The sequence below is a fragment of the Enterobacter sp. WI-ESBL-E8 genome (genome assembly GCF_053364895.1).
In genome coordinates, this window is record NZ_JBRWXJ010000001.1 from 2,613,601 (window position 1) to 2,636,077 (window position 22,477).

At 58.0% G+C, this 22,477-nt stretch carries 17 protein-coding genes; 6 read left to right on the forward strand and 11 right to left on the reverse strand.

Features of this window, described 5'->3' with window-relative positions; translation table 11 throughout:
- Positions 1-3: 3 nt before the first annotated feature.
- A complete protein-coding gene (locus tag ACWHWP_RS12515; RefSeq protein WP_447855725.1) occupies positions 4-1,887 on the reverse strand; it encodes a potassium transporter Kup in 1,884 nt (627 codons plus the stop codon).
- A gap of 89 nt (positions 1,888-1,976) precedes the next feature.
- On the reverse strand, positions 1,977-3,464 hold the full coding sequence (locus tag ACWHWP_RS12520; RefSeq protein WP_059309977.1) for an MFS transporter: 1,488 nt from the start codon (positions 3,462-3,464) through the stop codon (positions 1,977-1,979).
- A 116-nt stretch (positions 3,465-3,580) separates the two neighbouring features.
- On the opposite strand from ACWHWP_RS12520, the gene ACWHWP_RS12525 reads away from it, so the two are divergent.
- From ACWHWP_RS12525 to narI, 6 genes are all read left to right on the forward strand, one after another.
- Positions 3,581-4,156 (forward strand): TetR family transcriptional regulator, encoded by a 576-nt coding sequence (locus ACWHWP_RS12525; RefSeq protein ID WP_063431939.1) that lies wholly within the window; start codon positions 3,581-3,583, stop codon positions 4,154-4,156.
- Positions 4,157-4,365: 209 nt separating this feature from the next.
- Positions 4,366-5,751, forward strand: coding sequence for a NarK family nitrate/nitrite MFS transporter (locus ACWHWP_RS12530; protein WP_447855726.1), 1,386 nt, complete (start codon positions 4,366-4,368; stop codon positions 5,749-5,751).
- Between the two features lie 67 nt (positions 5,752-5,818).
- Positions 5,819-9,559, forward strand: coding sequence for a nitrate reductase subunit alpha (locus tag ACWHWP_RS12535; protein WP_447855727.1), 3,741 nt, complete (start codon positions 5,819-5,821; stop codon positions 9,557-9,559).
- Positions 9,556-11,100 carry a nitrate reductase subunit beta gene (gene narH, locus ACWHWP_RS12540; protein WP_047348396.1) on the forward strand — a complete coding sequence of 515 codons (1,545 nt, stop codon included), beginning with the start codon at positions 9,556-9,558 and terminating at the stop codon, positions 11,098-11,100. Before ACWHWP_RS12535 ends, narH begins: the two co-directional genes overlap by 4 nt.
- Positions 11,100-11,795 carry a nitrate reductase molybdenum cofactor assembly chaperone gene (gene narW / locus ACWHWP_RS12545; RefSeq protein WP_447855728.1) on the forward strand — a complete coding sequence of 232 codons (696 nt, stop codon included), beginning with the start codon at positions 11,100-11,102 and terminating at the stop codon, positions 11,793-11,795. The genes narH and narW overlap by 1 nt, the downstream gene beginning before the upstream one ends.
- The gene (gene narI, locus ACWHWP_RS12550) at positions 11,792-12,472 is read left to right on the forward strand and encodes a respiratory nitrate reductase subunit gamma (protein WP_047348394.1); all 681 of its coding nucleotides are present in this window, start codon (positions 11,792-11,794) and stop codon (positions 12,470-12,472) included. Before narW ends, narI begins: the two co-directional genes overlap by 4 nt.
- Before the next feature lie 82 nt (positions 12,473-12,554).
- On the opposite strand, the gene ACWHWP_RS12555 is transcribed toward narI, so the two are convergent.
- From ACWHWP_RS12555 to citC, 9 genes are all read right to left on the reverse strand, one after another.
- On the reverse strand, positions 12,555-13,994 hold the full coding sequence (locus ACWHWP_RS12555) for an anion permease (protein ID WP_063428268.1): 1,440 nt from the start codon (positions 13,992-13,994) through the stop codon (positions 12,555-12,557).
- A gap of 96 nt (positions 13,995-14,090) precedes the next feature.
- On the reverse strand, positions 14,091-16,685 hold the full coding sequence (acnB, locus tag ACWHWP_RS12560) for a bifunctional aconitate hydratase 2/2-methylisocitrate dehydratase (RefSeq protein ID WP_447855729.1): 2,595 nt from the start codon (positions 16,683-16,685) through the stop codon (positions 14,091-14,093).
- A gap of 17 nt (positions 16,686-16,702) precedes the next feature.
- Positions 16,703-17,251 (reverse strand): RBBP9/YdeN family alpha/beta hydrolase, encoded by a 549-nt coding sequence (locus ACWHWP_RS12565; protein ID WP_447855730.1) that lies wholly within the window; start codon positions 17,249-17,251, stop codon positions 16,703-16,705.
- Positions 17,252-17,269: 18 nt separating this feature from the next.
- On the reverse strand, positions 17,270-18,145 hold the full coding sequence (gene citG, locus ACWHWP_RS12570) for a triphosphoribosyl-dephospho-CoA synthase CitG (protein WP_063428274.1): 876 nt from the start codon (positions 18,143-18,145) through the stop codon (positions 17,270-17,272).
- Positions 18,120-18,659: a citrate lyase holo-[acyl-carrier protein] synthase gene (citX, locus tag ACWHWP_RS12575; protein ID WP_447855731.1), complete on the reverse strand. Its 540-nt coding sequence runs from the start codon at positions 18,657-18,659 to the stop codon at positions 18,120-18,122. Before citX ends, citG begins: the two co-directional genes overlap by 26 nt.
- Positions 18,660-18,664: 5 nt before the next feature.
- Positions 18,665-20,185 (reverse strand): citrate lyase subunit alpha, encoded by a 1,521-nt coding sequence (gene citF / locus ACWHWP_RS12580; protein ID WP_447855732.1) that lies wholly within the window; start codon positions 20,183-20,185, stop codon positions 18,665-18,667.
- Between the two features lie 30 nt (positions 20,186-20,215).
- Complete coding sequence (gene citE, locus ACWHWP_RS12585; protein ID WP_023616934.1) at positions 20,216-21,091, reverse strand: citrate (pro-3S)-lyase subunit beta; 876 nt, start codon at positions 21,089-21,091, stop codon at positions 20,216-20,218.
- A complete protein-coding gene (gene citD, locus ACWHWP_RS12590; RefSeq protein WP_447855734.1) occupies positions 21,091-21,381 on the reverse strand; it encodes a citrate lyase acyl carrier protein in 291 nt (96 codons plus the stop codon). Before citD ends, citE begins: the two co-directional genes overlap by 1 nt.
- 24 nt (positions 21,382-21,405) lie before the next feature.
- Positions 21,406-22,473 (reverse strand): [citrate (pro-3S)-lyase] ligase, encoded by a 1,068-nt coding sequence (gene citC / locus ACWHWP_RS12595; protein ID WP_063428282.1) that lies wholly within the window; start codon positions 22,471-22,473, stop codon positions 21,406-21,408.
- Between the last annotated feature and the right edge of the window lie 4 nt (positions 22,474-22,477).

Consider the following 22,477-nt stretch of genomic DNA (forward strand, 5'->3'; position numbering starts at 1 on the left):
GCGCTAGACGGCAACGCGCCGGCTGATTTCGACAACCCGATCGCTGGGAAGGTGGTAATGGTTGATGACGTGCGTGCAGTTGCGCTTCATGAAGGCAAAAATGTGCCGTTGCCACGCCGCCATTCCGGCCCCGCCTTCGCCTGCCACAATGGTTTCATGCCCGACATACCAGGTGGCGTCATCCGTGGCAAACAGCGCGTTAATCTCGCTGACGCCCTGCAGCAAGCGCGGAATGTCCGGGTGTTCCATAAAGCCGTACTGCGCCACGCCGTGCCAGTAGCCCGGCGCGCGCTGCTCCACGCTGATGCGCTGTTCTTCTCCGACGTAGGGCACGTTGAGAATATCAATGGTCAGCGACAGCACATCCTGCTGGAGCGCCCGGTTTCGCGCGACGTGCCAGCGCATCACCGGCGGGATATTGTTCCGGGTACGGGTCAAAAATACGGCGGCGCCCGCCACTCTGGGCACCGTCTTTTGCTGAAGATGGGCAAAGAACGCATCCACGCTGACGCCCTTCTCACCCACCGACGCGGAGACCGTCCGAACGCCGCGGTGCCAGATTAACATAACCGTACAAATGGCGGCCGCCATCAGGAGCGGAATGTAGCCGCCTTCCAGGACCTTAATCAGGTTGGCGAATAAGAAGGTGGCATCAACCACGAAGAAACAGAGGGCGATGACCGCGCTGCTGAGCAGGCTCCAGCGCCATATTTCCCGCATGGCGACAAACAGCAGCCCCGTCGTCATCAGCATGGTTAACGACACGGCAATGCCGTACGCGGCGGCAAGCTTATCGGAAGATTTGAAGAACACGACCAGACCGATGGTCACCACCATCAGCAGCCAGTTTATTGTCCCGATATAGATCTGACCGTAGCTCTCTGCCGCCGTCTGTTTAATGCGTAATCGCGGTAGCCAGCCAAGCTGAATGGCCTGACGGGTCATGGAAAAGGCGCCGGTAATAATTGCCTGACTGGCGATGATCGTTGCCAGCGCGGCAAGCACGATAAGCGGAACCTGCAGCACCGGCGGGCACAGCAGGTAAAAGAGATTTTGTTTGCTGTCGGCACCCGCCAGAATCAGCGCCGACTGGCCGGCATAGTTGAGCAGCAGGGAAGGAAAAACGACGCCGTACCAGGCAAGCCAGATAGGCTTTTTACCGAAATGCCCCATGTCGGCATAAAGAGCCTCGGCCCCCGTTACGCAGAGAAAAACGCCGCCCAGGACCAGGAAGCTGGTGTACCCGTTTGAGAACAAAAACGCGATGCCGTAAGCCGGATTCAAGGCCAACAGTACCGAAGGGTATTGAATGATGCCCCAGACGCCCAGCGCGGCAATCGCCAGAAACCACAGCGCCATCACCGGGCCAAATATCTTCCCTATGCGGGCGGTACCAAAAGGCTGGATCAGGAACAGCGCCAGCAGAACCGCGACCGTAAGGGGCAATATGTACGGCTGCGATTCAGGAATGACCATCTCCAGCCCTTCCAGCGCGGAAAGCACCGAGATTGCCGGGGTTATCGCACCGTCACCGTAAATCAACGCTGCGCCGATAAGGGCGGCAAAAATAACCCAGCGCCCGCCTTTCCCTTTTTCCACCAGAAGCGACATCAGGGCCATGATGCCGCCCTCGCCATGATTATCAATTCGCATGGCGAAGGCGGCATATTTTATGGATGTCACCAGGATGAGCGTCCAGGTAATCAGGGAGAGCAGGCCCAGTATGACGCCGGGCGTCGGGTCATGCTCAGAGAGCGAAAGCACCGTTCTGAAGGTGTAAAGCGGGCTGGTGCCGATATCGCCAAAAACGACGCCCAGCGCACCGCCTGCAAGCAGGGTTAACCGGGAGAAGGGTTGAGACGGTTCACTGCTGTGGCGCGGGCTCATATTTTCCAGCAAGAGTCAGATAATCCTTTAAAAAACATAGCCCATCTGCCCCGCCCGCGCCAACCGCCAGTCCGGTTTTGCTGCGCTATTTACCGAGGGTTGACCTTCGCCAGGCTGAACCAGATCCCAACGGCCAGCAGGAGGAGCATACCGCCCGCGCTGCCCAGCGCCACGCTGTGCGAGGTAATAAACGCGCTTTTCGCCGCCTCAATGACCGACTCCGACAGGGTCGGGGTCAGATCCTGCGCCACCTTCATCGCCTCACCGATGGATGACGAGGCTTTGTCGACGAGAGATGCATTCAGCCCCTGCGGCAGCACAATCGACGCCGAGAAGCTGCGGGTTAACAGCAGGCCAAAAATGGCGATCCCCAGCCCGGCCCCCAGCTCATAGGACATGGTTTCAATCGCCCCTGCGGCGGCGGCTTTCTCTTTCGGCGCGGCGGCCATAATGGCGGAGGTCGAGGCCAGCAGCGCGCTGGCGGCGCTGAAGCCGAGCAGCACCATCAGCCCCCACGCCTGCCACTGCTGGGTGCTGAAGTCGAGCATCGACAGGCCGATAAAGCTGACGGCGCTGAGCCCCATTCCGCCGGCCGCGACGATGCGTAGCCCCAAACGCCCAACCAGCACGCCCGCGATCGGTCCGCTGAACCCGCTGGCGACCATGACAGGCAGCATGAACATGCCCGCTTCAAACGGCGTAAAGCCGTGAACGAACTGAAGCTCCTGGGCCATCAGCAGCTCAAAGCCGACCAGGGCAATCATGGCGGTCATCGCCATCACCACGCCGCTCAAGATGATGCGGTGGCAGAACAGGCGCATGTCGATCATCGGTACGCGAGCGCGAAGCTGAATACGCACGAAGGCAAACAGCAGCACCGAGCCGGTCACCAGCGCGGAGGCAACCAGCCACGGCGACAGCGCGCCTTTTAGCGCGGTTTTGGCGCTGTAGACCAGCAGCAAAATCGCCACAATCAGCATGATGGCATGGCTGATATTCAGCGGCTGCTCCGGGCGGCCCTGCTGACGCGGCACAAAACGCGCGGCCAGCGAAACCACCACCAGCACGATCGGCACGTTAATCAAAAACACCGACCCCCAGTAGAAGTGCTCAAGCAGCATACCGCCGATCAGCGGACCAAACGCCGCCCCGCCGGACCCCACCGCCGCCCAGACGCCAAGCGCGATATTACGGTCGCGGGCGTCGACAAACAGCGTACGGATCCCAGCAAGCGTAGCCGGAATGATCATCGCCGCACCGATCGCCAGCGAGGCGCGCGCCGCAATCAGCCAACCGGCCGACGGGGCAAACGCCGCCGCCAGGGACGACAGGCCAAACAGCGTACTGCCAATCATGAGCAGTCGTTTAAAACCAATGCGGTCACCCAGGGCGCCCATCGGCAGCACCATACCCGCCATCACCAGCGAGTAAATATCGATGATCCACAGCAATTCATTACCGCTGGCACCCAGCGTCATGCTCAATGTCGGCGCCGCCACGTGCAGCACCGTCGCGTCGATCGCCACCGGGATATACACCAGCACGATAATCACTAACGCTAACCACTGACGAAACATAAATTTCCTTTTCTTTTTAAACATGGACACATGTCCAGAATGCGATCCTACGTAAAGTTGAACGAGTGTCCAGCTTTTTGTTACACTCGTTTCGTTCCCATTGAGAGTGAGTAAACATGCCATATCTGAGCAAGGATGAACGGCGGGAAGCTATCCTACAGGCCGCCATGCGCGTGGCGCTGGCCGAAGGGCTGGCGGCCATGACGGTGCGACGCATTGCCGCTGAAGCCGGCGTCGCGACCGGTCAGGTTCACCACCACTTCACCTCCGGCGGCGAGCTAAAATCGCTGGCCTTTGTGCGTCTGATCCGCGAGCTGCTGGATGCCGACATGCTGGGTGAAAACGCTACCTGGCGCGAGCGGCTTCACGCCATGCTCGGCAGCGATGACGGCGGGTTTGAGCCCTACATTCGCCTGTGGCGGGAAGCGCAGATTCTCGCCAGCCGGGACCCCGAAATCAAAGCGGCGTATGTCCTGACCATGGAGATGTGGCATCAGGAGACCGTGGCGATTATCCGCGCCGGGGCGGAGTCCAGTGCCTTTACGCTTAACGACCGTGCGGAAAATATCGCCTGGCGTTTGATCGGGCTGGTTTGCGGGCTTGACGGGATCACCATATTAAATATGCCCGGGATGGACGATGCGGCGCTTAATAAGCATCTCGACAAGCTGATTTCCCTCGAATTGGGTTAATACTCCTGACGGAGTATTATTTACCGCTGCGCTTACAATTAGTAACATATTAAGCGAACCCTTATTTCCTTTCTAAACTCAAGGGTTCGTTTTTTTATCTATCCTTTCAGTTGTATCCAAAAACATCCAATAAACCAGTCAACACACCTACAACTATCCGTTTGTTTTCATTTGTTTTTTATCTTCATCTTGGCAAGCAAGAGGGTGATATGTCACAACAAAGTGAGAAGAGTAATCCGCATCTGTTGAATAACTGGAAACCGGAAAATACGCAATTTTGGGAGAATAAAGGAAAACATATCGCGCGGCGAAACCTGTGGATTTCAGTCGCTTGTTTGCTGTTAGCGTTCTGCGTATGGATGTTATTTAGCGCGATTGCCGTCAACCTGAATAAAATCGGATTTACTTTCTCCACTGACCAGCTTTTTATGCTAACGGCATTGCCTTCTCTCTCCGGTGCGATATTGCGCGTCCCCTACTCGTTTATGGTGCCGATATTTGGCGGACGATACTGGACGGTTTTGAGCACCGTCATCCTGATTATCCCCTGCGTCTGGCTGGGGATTGCCGTTCAGAACACCGCGACGCCTTACTGGGTCTTTATCGTGATTGCCCTGCTCTGCGGCTTTGCCGGCGCCAACTTCGCCTCCAGCATGGGCAACATCAGCTTCTTTTTCCCCAAGGCAAAACAGGGTAGCGCGCTCGGTATTAACGGCGGGCTGGGCAACCTGGGCGTCAGCGTGATGCAGCTGATCGCGCCGCTGGTGATCTTCCTGCCGATGTTTACCTTCCTGGGCGTGCAGGGGGTACCGCAGGATGACGGCTCCACGATGTGGCTGGCGAATGCCGCCTGGATCTGGGCACCGCTGCTGCTGCTGGCCACCCTTGCCGCCTTCTTTGGCATGAACGATATCGCCAGCTCTAAGGCCTCTATCGCCAGCCAGCTTCCGGTGCTAAAACGCTTTCACCTGTGGCTGCTGAGCCTGCTCTATCTCGCAACCTTCGGCTCGTTTATCGGCTTTTCGGCAGGCTTTGCCATGCTGTCAAAAACCCAGTTTCCCGACGTTAACATCCTTCACCTCGCCTTCTTTGGCCCCCTGATTGGCGCGCTGGCGCGTTCCGCGGGCGGGATGATCTCCGACAAGCTGGGCGGGGTACGCGTTACGCTCGTCAACTTCATTTTTATGGCGGCGTTCAGCGCCTTGATCTTCCTGACCCTGCCCGGCACGGGCTCCGGCAGCTTTATCGCCTTCTATCTGGTCTTCATGGGGCTGTTCCTCACCGCCGGGCTGGGCAGCGGCTCCACCTTCCAGATGATTGCCATCATCTTTCGCCAGATCACCCTTACCCGCGTGAAGCAGCAGGGCGGAACGGACGAACAGGCGCAGCATGAAGCGGTGACCGAGACCGCTGCCGCGCTGGGCTTTATCTCCGCCATCGGTGCCGTGGGCGGGTTCTTCATCCCCAAAGCCTTTGGCACCTCGCTGGCGATGACCGGATCGCCGGTCGGCGCCATGAAGGTGTTCCTCGTGTTTTACATCGTCTGCGTACTCGTTACCTGGCTGGTGTATGGCCGCAAATCCGCACAAAAATAATAACGACCTCTTAGCCGGAGCGTGATGCAGCACCCTCCGGCAATGCTATCGAAGCAGGAGAAATGTCATGAGCAAACTGTTGGACCGCTTCCGCTACTTCAAAACAAAAGGCGACAGTTTCGCCGATGGGCACGGGCAGGTGTATCACACCAACCGCGACTGGGAGGACAGCTACCGCCAGCGCTGGCAGTACGACAAGATTGTGCGCTCGACCCACGGCGTGAACTGTACCGGCTCCTGTAGCTGGAAAATTTACGTCAAAAACGGTCTGGTGACCTGGGAGACGCAGCAAACCGACTATCCCCGCACCCGCCCCGACCTGCCCAACCATGAACCGCGCGGCTGCCCGCGCGGGGCGAGCTACTCCTGGTATCTCTACAGCGCCAACCGTCTCAAATACCCGCTGGTGCGCCGCAAGTTAATTGAGCTCTGGCGCGAGGCGCTGGCGCAGCATACCGATCCGGTGCTGGCCTGGGACGCCATCCAGAGCGATCCGCAAAAGGCGCAGAGCTACAGGCGCGCGCGCGGTCACGGCGGGTTTATCCGCTCGAACTGGAAGGAGCTGAACCAGCTGATCGCCGCCGCCAACGTCTGGACCATCAAAAATTATGGCCCGGACCGCGTCGCCGGTTTTTCCCCTATCCCGGCGATGTCGATGGTCTCCTACGCCGCTGGCACGCGCTATCTTTCCCTGCTGGGCGGGACCTGCCTGAGCTTCTATGACTGGTACTGCGATCTCCCCCCTGCCTCCCCCATGACCTGGGGCGAACAGACCGACGTGCCGGAATCCGCCGACTGGTACAACTCCAGCTATATCATCGCCTGGGGCTCCAACGTGCCGCAGACCCGCACGCCAGACGCCCACTTCTTCACCGAGGTGCGCTACAAAGGCACCAAAACCGTCGCCATCACGCCGGACTTCTCGGAGGTCGCGAAGCTGAGCGACCAGTGGCTGGCCCCCAAACAGGGCACCGACAGCGCCCTCGCGATGGCGATGGGCCACGTGATCCTCAAAGAGTTTCACCTCGATAACCCCAGCGACTACTTCCTCAACTACTGCCGCCGCTACACCGACATGCCGATGCTGGTGCTGCTGGACGAGCAGGCGGACGGCCGCGTCGTGCCGGGCCGCATGCTGCGCGCCTCGGACCTGGTTGACGGGCTGGGGGAAGCCAATAACCCGGAATGGAAGACCGTCGCCTTTGATATTGCCGGGAACCTGGTGGTGCCAAACGGATCGATTGGCTTCCGCTGGGGAGAAAAAGGCAAATGGAACCTGGAGCCGCAGGCCGCGGGCCATGAAACCGAGCTGACTCTCTCCCTGCTGATTACCCACGATAGCGTTGCCGATGTGGCGTTCCCCTACTTTGGCGGCAACGAAAACCCGCATTTCCGCAGCGTGAAGCAGGAGCCGGTGCTGACGCGCCGCGTGCCGAGCAAAACCCTGACGCTCGCCGACGGCAGCCAGAAACGGGTGGTCAGCGTTTACGATCTGGTGCTGGCTAACTACGGTCTCGATCGCGGCCTGGAAGACAGTAACGCCGCAGAAAGCTATGACCAGATTAAGGCCTATACGCCCGCCTGGGGCGAGCAGATTACCGGCGTGCCCGCTTATCTGATAGAAAAAATCGCCCGCGAGTTTGCCGATACGGCGCACAAAACGCACGGTCGTTCGATGATCATTCTGGGTGCCGGGGTCAACCACTGGTACCACATGGACATGAACTACCGCGGGATGATCAACATGCTGGTCTTCTGCGGCTGCGTCGGGCAGAGCGGCGGCGGCTGGTCCCACTACGTGGGCCAGGAGAAGCTGCGCCCGCAAACCGGCTGGCTGCCGCTGGCCTTCGCGCTGGACTGGAACCGCCCGCCGCGCCAGATGAACAGCACTTCATTCTTTTACAACCACGCCAGCCAGTGGCGCTATGAGAAGCTGACCGCGCAGGAGCTGCTCTCCCCGCTGGCGGACGCCACGAAATTCACCGGCCACCTGATCGACTTCAACGTCCGCGCGGAGCGTATGGGCTGGCTGCCGTCGGCCCCGCAGCTCAACCTGAACCCGCTGCACATTAAAGCCCGCTCGGAGGCGGCAGGCATGACGCCGCAGGAGTACACCGTGCAGGGGCTGAAATCGGGTGACGTGCGTTTCGCCTGCGAGCAGCCTGACAACGGTAAAAACCATCCCCGCAACCTGTTCGTCTGGCGCTCTAACCTCCTCGGCTCGTCCGGAAAAGGCCACGAGTACATGCTGAAATACCTGCTCGGCACCGAGAGCGGCATTCAGGGCGAGGATCTCGGCTCTACAGATGACGTGAAGCCCGAAGAGGTGGAGTGGCAGACCGCCGCCATCGAGGGCAAGCTCGACCTGCTGGTGACGCTCGACTTCCGCATGTCCAGCACCTGTCTGTTCTCGGATATCGTCCTGCCCACCGCCACCTGGTATGAAAAAGACGACATGAATACCTCGGATATGCATCCGTTTATTCATCCGCTCTCCGCCGCCGTCGACCCGGCGTGGGAGTCCCGCAGCGACTGGGAGATCTATAAAGGCATCGCCAAAGTCTTCTCCGAGGTCTGCGTCGGGCATCTGGGCACCGAAACCGACGTGGTGCTGCAGCCGCTGCAGCACGACTCGCCAGCGGAGCTCTCCCAGCCGTTTGATATTCAGGACTGGCGCAAAGGCGAATGCGATCTGATCCCCGGCAAAACCTCGCCGAACATTGCGGTGGTCGAGCGTAACTACCCGGAAACCTACGAACGCTTCACCTCTCTCGGTCCGCTGATGGACAAGCTCGGCAACGGCGGAAAAGGCATATCGTGGAACACGCAGAACGAGGTCGATTTCCTCGGCAAGCTGAACTACGTCAAGCCCGACGGCCCGGCGAAAGGTCGCCCGCTGATTGAAACGGCGATCGACGCCTCCGAGGTGATCCTCGCCCTGGCGCCGGAAACCAACGGTCAGGTGGCGGTGAAGGCCTGGGAAGCGCTCGGCGAACTGACCGGGCGCGACCACACCCACCTGGCGCTGAATAAAGAAGACGAGAAGATCCGCTTCCGCGATATTCAGGCGCAGCCGCGCAAAATCATCTCCAGCCCGACCTGGTCCGGTCTTGAGAGCGAGCACGTCTCCTACAACGCGGGCTATACCAACGTCCACGAGCTAATCCCGTGGCGTACCCTTTCGGGCCGCCAGCAGCTGTATCAGGATCATCCGTGGATGCGCGCCTTCGGGGAAAGTCTGGTGGCCTACCGTCCGCCGATTGATACCCGCAGCGTCAGCCACATGCGCGAGATCCCGCCGAACGGCTTCCCGGAAAAAGCGCTCAACTTCCTGACGCCGCACCAGAAATGGGGCATCCACTCCACCTACAGCGAAAACCTGCTGATGCAGACCCTGTCGCGCGGCGGGCCGATTGTCTGGATCAGCGAAACCGACGCCCGCGAGCTGGGCATTGAGGACAACGACTGGATCGAAGCCTTCAACGCCAACGGCGCCCTCACCGCCCGCGCGGTGGTCAGCCAGCGCGTACCGCCGGGCATGACCATGATGTATCACGCTCAGGAGCGCATCCTGAACATTCCAGGTTCAGAGGTGACCGGACGGCGCGGCGGGATCCACAACTCGGTGACCCGCGTCTGCCCGAAACCGACGCACATGATCGGCGGCTACGCCCAGCTGGCGTACAGCTTTAACTATTACGGCACCGTCGGCTCTAACCGCGACGAGTTCATCATGATCCGCAAAATGAAAAACATCAACTGGCTGGATGGCGAAGGTCGGGATCAGGTACAGGAGGCGAAAAAATGAAAATACGCTCACAGGTTGGCATGGTTCTGAATCTCGATAAATGCATCGGCTGCCACACCTGCTCGGTCACCTGTAAGAACGTCTGGACCGGGCGTGAAGGGATGGAATATGCGTGGTTTAACAACGTCGAAACTAAACCGGGCATCGGCTACCCGAAAAACTGGGAAGATCAGGAGGAGTGGCAAGGCGGCTGGATCCGCGGCATTACCGGCAAGCTGACTCCACGCCTCGGCGGCAAGATGGGCGTACTGTCGAAAATTTTCGCTAACCCCGTCCTGCCGCAGATTGACGATTATTACGAGCCCTTTACCTTTGACTATCAGGATCTGCACCGCGCCCCGGAGGGCGATCACCTCCCTACCGCCCGGCCGCGCTCGCTGATTGACGGCAAGCGGATGGATAAAATCGTCTGGGGACCCAACTGGGAGGAGCTGCTGGGCGGCGAGTTCGAAAAGCGCGCCCGCGACCGCAACTTCCAGAAGATCCAGAAAGAGATGTATGGCCAGTTTGAAAACACCTTCATGATGTACCTGCCGCGCCTGTGCGAGCACTGTCTCAACCCGAGCTGCGTCGCCACCTGCCCGAGCGGCGCCATCTACAAGCGCGAAGAAGACGGCATCGTGCTGATCGACCAGGACAAATGCCGCGGCTGGCGTCTGTGCATCAGCGGCTGTCCGTACAAGAAAATCTACTTCAACTGGAAGAGCGGCAAGTCAGAAAAATGCATCTTCTGCTACCCGCGCATTGAGTCCGGCCAGCCGACCGTCTGCTCGGAAACCTGCGTCGGGCGCATCCGCTACCTCGGCGTGCTGCTGTATGACGCGGACCGCATTGAAGAGGCGGCCAGCACCGAGCATGAAACCGATCTGTACGAGCGCCAGTGCGACGTGTTCCTGAACCCGAACGACCCGGCGGTCATTGAGGAAGCGCTGAAGCAGGGTATTCCGCAGAACGTGATTGACGCCGCCCAGCGCTCGCCGGTCTATAAAATGGCGATGGACTGGAAGCTCGCCCTGCCGCTGCATCCGGAATACCGCACCCTGCCGATGGTCTGGTACGTGCCGCCGCTGTCGCCGATCCAGTCCTACGCGGACGCCGGCGGCCTGCCGCAGAGCGACGGCGTCCTGCCTGCCGTAGAGAGCCTGCGCATTCCGGTGCAGTATCTGGCGAACATGCTAAGCGCGGGCGATACCGGGCCGGTGCTGCGCGCCCTGAAGCGCATGATGGCGATGCGCCACTACAAACGCTCCCAGACCGTGGAAGGCGTGACCGATACCCGCGCCATCGAAGAGGTTGGCCTGACCGAAGCGCAGGTTGAAGAGATGTACCGCTACCTGGCAATTGCTAACTACGAAGACCGCTTCGTGATCCCAACCAGCCACCGCGAAATGGCGCGCGACGCCTTCCCGGAGAAAAACGGCTGCGGCTTCACCTTTGGCGACGGCTGCCACGGCTCCGACACCAAATTCAACCTCTTCAACAGCAGCCGCATTGACGCGATCAACATCACCGAGGTGCGCGAACACGGGGAGGGAGAATAATGCAAATCCTCAAAATCATCGCGCTGCTGATCGAGTATCCCGATGAGACCTTGTGGGAAAACCGTGACGAAGCGCTTTCGCTGATTGAGCAGAACGCGCCCGCGCTGCTGCCGTTTACCCGGCAGCACCTGAACGCCCCGCTGCTGGATAAACAGGCCGAGTGGTGCGAGGTTTTTGAGCGCGGTCGCGCGACGTCGCTGCTGCTGTTCGAGCACGTTCACGCGGAGTCCCGCGATCGCGGTCAGGCGATGGTCGACCTGATGAGCCAGTATGAGAAAGCCGGGCTCCAGCTGGACTGCCGCGAGCTGCCGGACTACCTGCCGCTCTACCTGGAATACCTCAGCATCGTTACCGACGACGAAGCGCGCGAAGGATTGCAAAACGTCGCGCCTATCCTGGCGCTGATTGGGGGACGCCTGAAGCAGCGCGGCGTGGCGCATTACCAGCTGTTTGATGCCCTGCTGGCGCTGGCGGAAACCCGGCTTTCCAGCGACAGCGTGGCAAAACAGGTGTCCGGTGAAAAACGGGATGATACCCGTCAGGCGCTGGACGCAGTCTGGGAAGAGGAACAGGTCAAGTTTATCGAAGACAACGCCACATCGTGCGACAGCTCGCCGATGCAGCAATATCAACGACGCTTTAGCCAGGACGTCGCGCCGCAGTACGTAGACGTCAGCGCCGGAGGCCCAAAATGACACACTACCTGAACGTGTTTTTCTATGACATTTATCCCTACATCTGCGCCACCGTCTTTTTCCTCGGCAGCTGGTTGCGCTACGACTACGGGCAGTACACCTGGCGCGCCTCGTCGAGCCAGATGCTCAGTAAACGCGGTATGAACTGGGGCTCTAACCTGTTTCATATCGGGATCCTGGGGATTTTCTTCGGACACCTGTTCGGCATGTTAACCCCGCACTGGATGTACGCCTGGTTTTTACCCGTCGCGGTTAAGCAGCAGCTGGCGATGATGGCGGGTGGAGTTTGTGGCGTGTTGACGCTGATTGGCGGGTCTATGCTGCTTTACCGCCGCCTGTTCAATCAGCGCGTGCGCGCCACGTCCACCACGCCGGATATCATCATCATGAGCATTTTGCTGATCCAGTGCATCCTGGGGCTGACCACCATTCCCTTCTCCGCGCAGTATCCTGACGGGAGTGAAATGATGAAGCTGGTCGGCTGGGCGCAGGGGATCGTGACGTTTAAGGGAGGTTCATCAGAAATGCTGAGCGGCGTGGCGCCGATCTTCCGCATCCATCTGGTGCTGGGGATGACGATCTTCCTTATCTTCCCGTTCACCCGTCTGGTGCACGTATGGAGCGCGCCGTTTGAGTATTTTACCCGTCGGTATCAGGTGGTGAGATCGCGCCGTTGATTTTGTCGGGTGGCGGCTACGCCTTACCCGACCTACGTTCAAAATCATGCAGGCCCGGTAAGGCGTAGCCGCTACCGGGCGATTAAGACTGCAGCATCCCATGCTGCATGAGGAAACCCCACCAGGGAATGCCGACGAGCATGTGGACTAAAAACGTGCACAGCGCCACGATGGTGCCAATCGTCCACCATGACTTAATGTCGTTATACCCTGAGGCGAAGATAATGGGTCCTGCCGCGCCCCCATAGTGCGTGATACACCCGCCGTAGGAATTGGAAAACAGAATCGCAAGCGCCAGCAGGACGGGCGCCGTTCCGGTGACCAGACCCACGGTGGCAAACACCGGCACCATGGCCGCGACGTATGCCCCGCCAGAGGCGAAGAAATAGCGAACCAGCACGCTGAGAAACACGATAATCACGATGGTCATATTACCGGCGCTGAGAAAATCCAGATGCGCAGAGAGGAAATCCGCCAGCCAGCGGAAAAAGCCCTCTTTGCTCAGGGTGGCGCTCAGACCGATGATGCCCCCGTACCACATCAGGGTATTCCAGCCGCCTTTATTTTTTTGGACATCGTTCCAGCCGATAATATTAAACAGCAGCGCCGCCCCCATCGCGATAATAGCGACGGCGGATTCAGTGAGACCAAGATGACGTGAGAAGATCCAGCCCAATAGTGCGGCGATAAAAATAACCACCAGCCCCTTCTCTTTGAGGCTCATTGCCCCGAGGTTTTCCAGCCCGTTGGTCGCAATCGCGACATTATCAATATGCTTAATTTCCGGCGAGGCAATTCGGTAGCAAATATAGGGAATAATACACAGCATCAATAATCCCAACGGGGCGCCCGCCAGCATCCAGCCGATCCAGCTAATATGGATATGGAAAATATCTGAAATGAGCTGAAGCGCTAACGCGTTCCCGGCAAAGCCCGTTAAAAACATATAGCTGGTTGTTTTAGTGACCATATAGACATTGACCATTAAATAACGGCCAGCCTTGCACGGTGTCTCTTTTGGCGTTGAGCCTAGTACGGTCGCGATGCTATTAATAATCGGGAAAACCACCCCACCTGCCCGCGCGGTATTGGAGGGCGTGGCGGGTGCGAGCACCAGGTCCAGCAAGGCGGTGACATACCCCAGCCTTAGCGTCGTACTGCCAAATTTGAGGATAAACCAGTAAGCAAGCCGCTTTCCCAGACCGGTCGTAACGAACGCCGCGCTAAGCGTAAAGGCGCTGAACACCAGCCAGGTCGTGCCTGAGGCGTATCCGCTCAGCACATCCATTGATTTGACAGGTGAATCCGGAAATTTTGTTACGGTAAAACAGGTTAACGCGACCGCGACGAGCATGATAACGGGTTCGGGATAAGGTTTAATGACCAGGCCAACGATAGCGGATAAATATATCCCTGCCAGTATCCACGCCTCTTTACTTAATCCATCAGGCGGAGGAATAAATATTGATAATAATATTATTACGGCAAGTAAGATTGTTTTCAAAACATTGGATTTAAGCATATCTCACCCATGAGAAAAAGGTCCCTGAATGGCAGAGGATTCTCCTGAGAGACGCCTCTGCCGGATAAATACATTTGCTAAATAAATAATAAGAAACTACACGCTAACAACCGGGATATTATCACCTTCTGTGATTTGATATTCGGCCAGGGTGTCAAAACTGAGATAGCGATAGATATTTTCACGCGCACCATGAAGTTTATCCGTATAGCGTAAATATTCTTCAACGGTTGGCATTTTACCCAGTATGGCCGCGACGCTGCTTAATTCCGCCGAGGCAAGGAACACGCTGGCATTCGTTCCCAGACGATGCGGGAAATTTCGGGTGGACGTCGATACCACGTGACTCCCTTCGCGCACCCTCGCCTGGTTCCCCATGCAGAGGGAACAACCCGCGGGCTCGATTCGCGCCCCCGACTTAATAAACTGGCTAAAATAGCCCTCACGGGAAAGCTGCCGGGCGTCCATTTTGGTCGGAGGCGCGATCCACAGCCGCGCCTGGCTTTCACCGGCATCGGCCAGGATTTCTCCCGCAGCGCGGAAATGACCGATGTTGGTCATGCAGGAGCCAATAAAGACCTCCTCTAGCGGCGTGCTGGCCACCTCAGAAAGTAAGCGTGCGTCATCCGGATCGTTTGGCGCGCAGACCACCGGTTCGGTGATTTCATTGAGATCGATGTCTATAACTGCGGCATATTCCGCGTCAGGATCGGCGCGGAGCAGCGACGGGTTAGCCAGCCACGCCTCGATTTCATCGATGCGTCGTTCAAGCGTGTCGGCGTTCTCATATCCTTGCTTTACCATCCAGCGCAGCAGGGCCGCGTTGGAACGCAGGTATTGCGCGACCTTGTCCTCCGCCAGGCGCATCACGCAGGCGGCAGCGGACCGTTCAGCGGAGGCGTCAGCCAGCTCAAACGCCTGCTCTGCACTCAGTGTTTCCAGGCCTTCAATTTCAAGGATTCGGCCCGAGAAAATGTTGCGCTTATTCTTTTTCTCGACCGTCAGCAGGCCCTGCTTTCTGGCGTAGAGCGGAATGGCGTGAACCAGATCGCGCAGGGTGATCCCTTTCTGCATCTCGCCCGTAAAGCGAACCAGCACCGATTCCGGCATATCCAGCGGCATAATGCCCGTCGCGGCGGCAAACGCCACCAGCCCGGAGCCGCCCGGGAACGAGATCCCCAGCGGGAAGCGGGTATGGGAGTCGGCACCGGTGCCCACCGTATCCGGCAGCAGCATCCGGTTAAGCCAGGAGTGGATAATGCCGTCCCCCGGTTTCAGCGCAACCCCATTACGACGGGAGATAAACTGCGGCAGGGTTTCATGCAGCTGAACGTCGACGGGCTTAGGGTACGCCGAGGTGTGGCAGAAAGACTGCATCACCAGATCGGCTGAAAACGTCAGGCAGGCAAGATCGGTCAACTCGTCGCGCGTCATCCCGCCGGTGGTGTCCTGAGAGCCCACGGTCGTGATTTTCGGCTCGCAGTACTGTCCGGGACGGATCCCCGCGACGCCGCAGGCTTTACCCACCATTTTTTGTGCCAGCGTAAAACCGGCTGCGGATGGCGCAGGGGCGGAGGGCTTGCGGAAGACATCTGAAGGCGCAAGCTTCAGCGATTCCCGCGCTTTCGCGGTCAAACTGCGTCCGATAATCAGCGGGATCCGCCCGCCGGCGCGCACTTCGTCCAGCAGCACGTCGGTTTTAAGCGTAAAGCGCGTCACCAGGCGCTGGCTTTCCGTTTCGCGAATTTCACCTTTGTAGGGATACAGATCGATCAGCATTCCGGTCGTCAGCGCGGAGACGTCCATCTCTACCGGCAAGGCACCGGAATCTTCCAGCGTGTTGAAGAAAATCGGGGCAATTTTGCCGCCGAACACAAACCCGCCGTTACGCTTATTAGGCACGAACGGAATATCATTCCCGATGTGCCATAAGATCGAGTTGGTGGCGGATTTGCGCGATGACCCGGTTCCCACGACGTCGCCGACGTATGCCAGCGGCCAGCCCGCCTCTTTTAACGCTGCCAGCTGGCGCAAAGGCCCGCGCACGCCGGGCTCATCCGGCTCAACCCCTTCCCTGGCGTTACTGAGCATGGAGAGCGCATGCAGTGGAATATCCGGGCGTGACCACGCCTCCGGTGCCGGAGACAAATCGTCAGTATTGGTTTCGCCGGGAACCTTGAACACCGTCAGGGTGATTTTTTCAGGCATCGCCGGACGGCGGGTGAACCACTCGGCATTTGCCCAGGACTGAAGCACCTCTTTTGCCCGGACGTTACCGTTCAGCGCTTTGGCTTCAACCTGGCTGAATTTTTCGAAGATCAGGATAGTCGAACAAAGCTGCTGTGCGGCCAGCGGTGCCAGGCTCGGGTGGTCCAGAAGATCGATCAGCGGCTGAACGTTATAGCCACCCTGCATGGAACCCAGCAGTGTCGTGGCCGCTTCGGGAGAGAGACCGTCAATACGGTATTCCTGCAGTGCCAGCTTAAATAAAAATTCGGCTTTTAACTTTGCCGCGGGATCGACGCCCGGGGGAACGCAACGGGTTAATAAATCAATTAATCGCGGATGATCTGCGGGTGCATCGTGAATTAAGCGATGAATAAGCGCCTCGGTCTGTTCTGCCGTTAAGGGTTTTGCCGGAATACCCGATTCAGCGCGCGCGTTCAGGTGCTGATTATAATCATCTAACATAGGTTCTCCTGTTAAAGCTAAAGTTGTTCACAAAATTCCGTTAGTCGTTCGAGCCCGTAAGGCCATTCACCAAATCCGGATTCGGCATTAATATGCCCGGCCTCCCCGATATCGATTAATTGCCCCTCCCAGCATGCCGCCCAGAACTGAGCGCGCGCGAAAGGCATCAGGGGGTCGTTTCTGCTGGCAAACATCAGGCAGGGAACCGGTAATGAGGCTGGCTGAATGGACTCTTCCAGGCCGAAAAAGGCGGGCTCTGCTGGCGCGACCATCACCACCCCGGCGACGTTTACCCGCCGCGTTTGCAGCAGCCGGCATGACGCCAGCGCGCCAAAGCTATGGCCGACGAGGATGGCGGGCAGCTGACACGCTGCCAGCTCGCGGGAAATGGCGGAGACCCAGTTTTCAATATCGGGCTCGAACCAGTTTTTCTGCTGGATCCGCTTCCAGAAAGGAAAACGCCGCCCCCAGCAGCTTTGCCAGTGATGTTCATCGCTGTCTCTCAGCCCCGGCACCAGAATAGGGATATAAACGTTACCGAGCTGCTGCAGGCGTTGTTCAATCATGACGTTTTCCTTTTTCGATTATTCGGACGGGAACTGCGACAATAACCATCCGACGGCGATAAGATCTGCGCTCCCTCCCGGGCTTAAGTTCCGGCGAATAAACTGAACGTCCATGCTGGATAAGGCGTTAATTAATTTTTCCAGCGTCAGATGTTTCACGGATAATATTCGTCTGGCATAGCGTCTGGCATAATTCAGCCCTTTCGTTCCACCACGTGAAACAAGATTGGTGTCCGGATTCGACGCCATCAGCCCGAGCAGCATCCTCAGCAGCGCCTCGTCCTCAGAGGCTCCCCGGCGCAGTGCGGTTTTAAAGTGAGGAAGGCCAGCGTGGCGGACGGTGGCAAAACCGCTTTCCGCTTCACCTCTGGCACCGGTGAAACCGTACGCTTTGAACTGCTGCTCGCCCTTCGTCTTCGCCACGCCGCGATTATTCAGCTCCCGCTCAACGATTCCCGTGCAGATTGCGCTGCACTCCTCGCACAGGCTGCGCTGCGTGAGGTTTTCTTGCTTTTGCGTCAGACGCCCCGCCGCGGCACACAGCAGCCCCAGAGAGAAAATCCCGCCTTTATGGGTATTCACCCCGCCGGTGGCGTTAAACATCGCCTGTTCGCAGGCCAGACCGGTTGGCCTTATCGCCCGCAGCGTTTGCGGACCAGCAAGACGAGCCGTCTCTCTGCCAACGTTAAAGAACGTCGAGAACCAGGGGGCAATCGCCGCGATACTGCTCATGAACAGGGCGAAATCCATATCCTTATGCGCCCCGCTGTTGATGCGATCCACCAGACCCGGTTTCGGGGTCAAGCGAATTTCCCGGTACAGGGCCTCGGCCGCCAGCTCCGCGAAGGGTTGCTGAACGTCTGGCGCATTACATCTGGCAAGCGAAGTAGTCATCGGTTAACGCCTCAATTACGCGCGTGAGCTCGGCCTGCGAATGACGTCGCATGCGGGAGCAAACGTGAGCAGGTTCATGACAGATAAAGCATTTGCGCATAGGTTGCTGGATGGCGTCTCTTTTCAGCAGGCCCGCCTTTGGACACAGCACGTCGATATCCCATAGGCGCCCCAGCGGATGGTTATCTTCCAGATGCGCCGTCACGTGTTTGATCATCCACGCGGGTGCCGCCACCGACCAGAGCGCTTCCGGCCCCGTGACTGGCAGCAGGATCTGCTGGCGGCAGACCGTCCACTGATGGGTCCGGAACAGGTCACCGAGTGCGTCATTCGCAGCGGCCATCACCCGTCTGGCCAGCGCGGTATCCTTCACCTCCCCCGGCCAGACCAGCGTGACGGACACCACCGTATGATCCGACTGAAACAGCCACGCCTGCTGGCGGCGGGCTCGCTGTTCTCTGGCGTTCAGCACCTGTTCCAGAGAAACCTTCACGTTCGAGGCTTTATCCGTCATGGGAATTACTCCTTAACCTGGCGAACCACGTCAATCACGCTGCCGTCGCGGTAGCGCACCACACCCACGATCCGGTCAGTAAACTCCACAGGCTTAGGCTGCCCTGAGATGAGCAGCGCCTTGTGATACAGCGCATCGATATCGACGACGGCCAGCCCGGCGTTAATCAGACGTTCGCGGATCTCCGGACGCGCCGGGTTCACGGCAATACCGTGATCGGTAACCAGAACGTCAATGCTTTCGCCCGGCGTCACCAGGGTGGTGACCTGCCTGACAACGGTTGGAATTCGGCTGCGGATCAGCGGGGCAACCACGATGGTGAGATTTGCCGCCGCGGCGACGTCGCAATGCCCGCCCGACGCGCCGCGCATCACGCCGTCGGAACCGGTCAGCACGTTGACGTTGAACTGCGTGTCCACCTCCAGCGCGCTGAGGATGACCACGTCCACCCTGTCGCAGCAGGCGGCTTTTGCAGCCGGGTTCGCATAGACGTTGGTGGAGATTTCTACATGGCCGGGATTGACGGTCATGGACGCGGCCGCGGCGCCGTCAAAGCTTTGCGTATCGAGGATCTTTTCAATGAGCCCTTTTTGATGCAGATCGACAATACTGCCAGTGATCCCGCCGAGCGCGAAACGGGCGACAATGTTGTGTTTGCGCATACGGGCTTCCATAAACCGCGTACAGGCGGTAGACGCCGCACCTGAACCGGTCTGAATGGAAAAGCCGTTGCGGAAATAGCCAGAGTGTTCGATAACGTCGGCGGCAGAACGGGCAATCATCAGCTCACGTGGATTGCTGGTGACCCTGGCGGCGCCTACGCTGATTTTTGCCGGGTCGCCGACGCTCTCAATCTGCACCACATAGTCAACCCGGTCCTGAACGATACTGGCCGGCAGGTTGGGGAACGGCTTCAGGGTTTCGGTGAGCAAGACCACCTTTTTGGCATATTGCGCGTCGACCATGGCGTAACCGAGCGAGCCGCACTGCGATGTGCCGCCGTTGCCGCTGGCATTGCCATATTCATCGCAGCAGGACACCGCCAGAAAAGCGACATCAATGGCAATTTCACCCTTCTGAATCAGGTTCACCCGCCCGCCGTGGGAGTGGATCTGTACCGGCTCGTCCATCAGCCCGTGTGAAATCGCATCCGCCAGCTCGCCACGCATGCCGGAGGTGTAGATTTTGCCAATCACGCCACTGCGAATGTGTTCAATAAGTGGGGCATTGCACGACATCAACGAACTGGACGCGAGCGTGATCCCTTTCAGACCGCGCTGAGCCAGCTTATCCATCACGTAATTAATGACCTTATCGCCCTCGCGGAACGCGTGATGAAAGGATACGGTCATGCCGTCATGCAGATCGCAACGAGACAGCACGTCGTCCACGCTGGCAAAAAGTTTGCGCTGAGACTTTTGCTGAGCGTCAGCAAGATATGGCGTCGTCGCGTTAGCGCCGCTGAAGGCGACGTACTCACGGCGAGAGCCAGGAATGTGTTGCAGGTTTTCAGTGAGACTTTTCATTATTCATCCTGTCGCTTGCGGTATAAGGGATTACTGACGAATGCCCGAGGCATTTTTACGTTCGATAACCACGCGGGCATGGTTGATGATTGGCGCGTCGATCATTTTTCCGTTCAGCGAAATCACCCCCAGTCCGTTGCGTTCTCCCTCTTCTGCGGCAGCAATCACGCGCTGGGCGTAATCCACTTCTTCCTGCGTAGGCGCGTAGGCGTTGTGAAGAATTTCAATTTGTCGCGGATTAATCAGCGATTTTCCGTTGAAGCCCATCCGGCGGATGAGATCCACTTCTTTCAGGAAACCGGCCTCGTCATTCACGTCGGCGTATACCACGTCGAAAGCGTCGATCCCTGCCCCGCGAGCGGCATGCAGTACGGCGCAGCGGGCATAAAACAGTTCGGTCCCGTCGCCCCGCTCGGTTTGCATATCCATCACGTAGTCAAAGGCGGCGAGCGCAATCCCCATTAAACGGTCGGAGGATTTCGCAATGGCAACGGCATTAATGACGCCGACGGCGGATTCGATTGCCGCCATTAATTTCGTTGAGCCAACAGGACGCCCGCAGCTTTCTTCAATGCGGACGATTTCACGTTCAAGCTGATAAATATCTTCCGGTGTGTCGGTTTTCGGCAAACGAATAACATCCACCCCTGCCCTGACGGCGGCTTCCAGATCCTTTAAACCAAAAGGGGTATTAAGCGGGTTAATTCTGACAACGGTTTCAATATCGTTGTACATTGGGTGTTGCAGCGCGTGAAATACCAGAAGACGCGCGCTGTCTTTTTCTTTCAGCGCAACGGCATCTTCCAGGTCAAACATAATTGAGTCTGGTTTATAGATAAATGCCGTCGACAGCATGGCTGCACTTGAACCGGGAATAAATAACATACTGCGGCGTAACTTTTTCATTATAACGTTTCCCATGCAATGTCTTCCCGGGCTGTACCTCTGAGCAGTGCAGCCTGCACGCGGGCGCGGATCACGCAGTCCAGCGCGCCTTTATCATCGACAACGATCAGCCCCTGCTTGATATTGAACGCCGCAAGGGTTTCATTGACCACCTCTGCAATTCGGTCGCCGAACTGCTTATACACTTCGCTCTGGATGACCACATCCAGCCCGCTCTCGACGGGACTGACCTTGACCATCAGGTCGCTGGATTCCAGCGTTCCCGCCATCGTGGCTTGCACAATTTTCATATTCATTTTCCTGTGATAATGCGCTTAAACCGCTGCCGTCAGCGGCTCGGATAAACAGGGCTGATGCTGTATTCCGTTATTCAGAAACGCGCGCGTAGTGGCAGGCACCATGCGACTGGCGGCAGCGATGTTGTTTTCTTTTAATAAACGACGAACGGCTGAAGCCGATACCGGCACATTATTACCGTCCGTTCTTCTTTCTATTTCGTGTACGCTAATACGAGCCGCTGTGCTCATCTCTTCTTCCAGCCAGCGATGCATCGCCCGGTTATATTCGGCGGTTAACGGACAAAATGGCTCGGTCCCCACGAAACGATGATTAATATTCAACGCGGGGGCGATGTAATTTCTGAACAGCATGAGGTCAATTGCCGCGTAGGTTTTATCGATGACCTGCTTATCTTTCAGGAAATAGCCCGGGAATGTCCCGCGCGAAATAATATACGCCGACCCCGGATGAACGATGACATTCGGCAGGTGCCGCGATCCGTCCCTGACCATCGCGAACCGTTCTTTAAACGAAAATGCCGAGACATCTTCCTGGACCACGAAAACATGTAACGCGTCGCACCGGCTTGCCGCATGCTCAATAAGATATTGATGGCCGAGGGTGAACGGATTGGCGTTCATCACAATTGCGCCAATATTTTTCCCCGGTGCGAAATGACGGTGGCGCAGCTGGCTGCAATAACGATGAATACCTACCGGCGTATTCTCCATTAATGACGCACGGTTCTCGACCGTCACCAGCGGATAAAACCCGCATCCGCGAAACGACTTCACGTTATCCGGACAGGTAAAAAGAAAGAGCTGATGTTCACCGTTCTGCGCCGCCTGAAGCTCGGCTTCATGGATTAACGTCAGGCTTAGCGACGTGCCCCGCCACGCGGGATCCACCGCGATGCACTTCAGCGTGTTACCCGCAATGCCGGTGCAGGCGACCAGATGGCGTTGATAGCGCGCAACAATAAATTGCTCAATATCATCATCAATGCCTAAACCGTTGCGGGCCAGGAAGCGGACGACCTCTTCCCGGGACTGGGCGTTACCGGCGTTAATAACCTCAAATTCGGGTGTTCTGGCGGTGTACATCTTC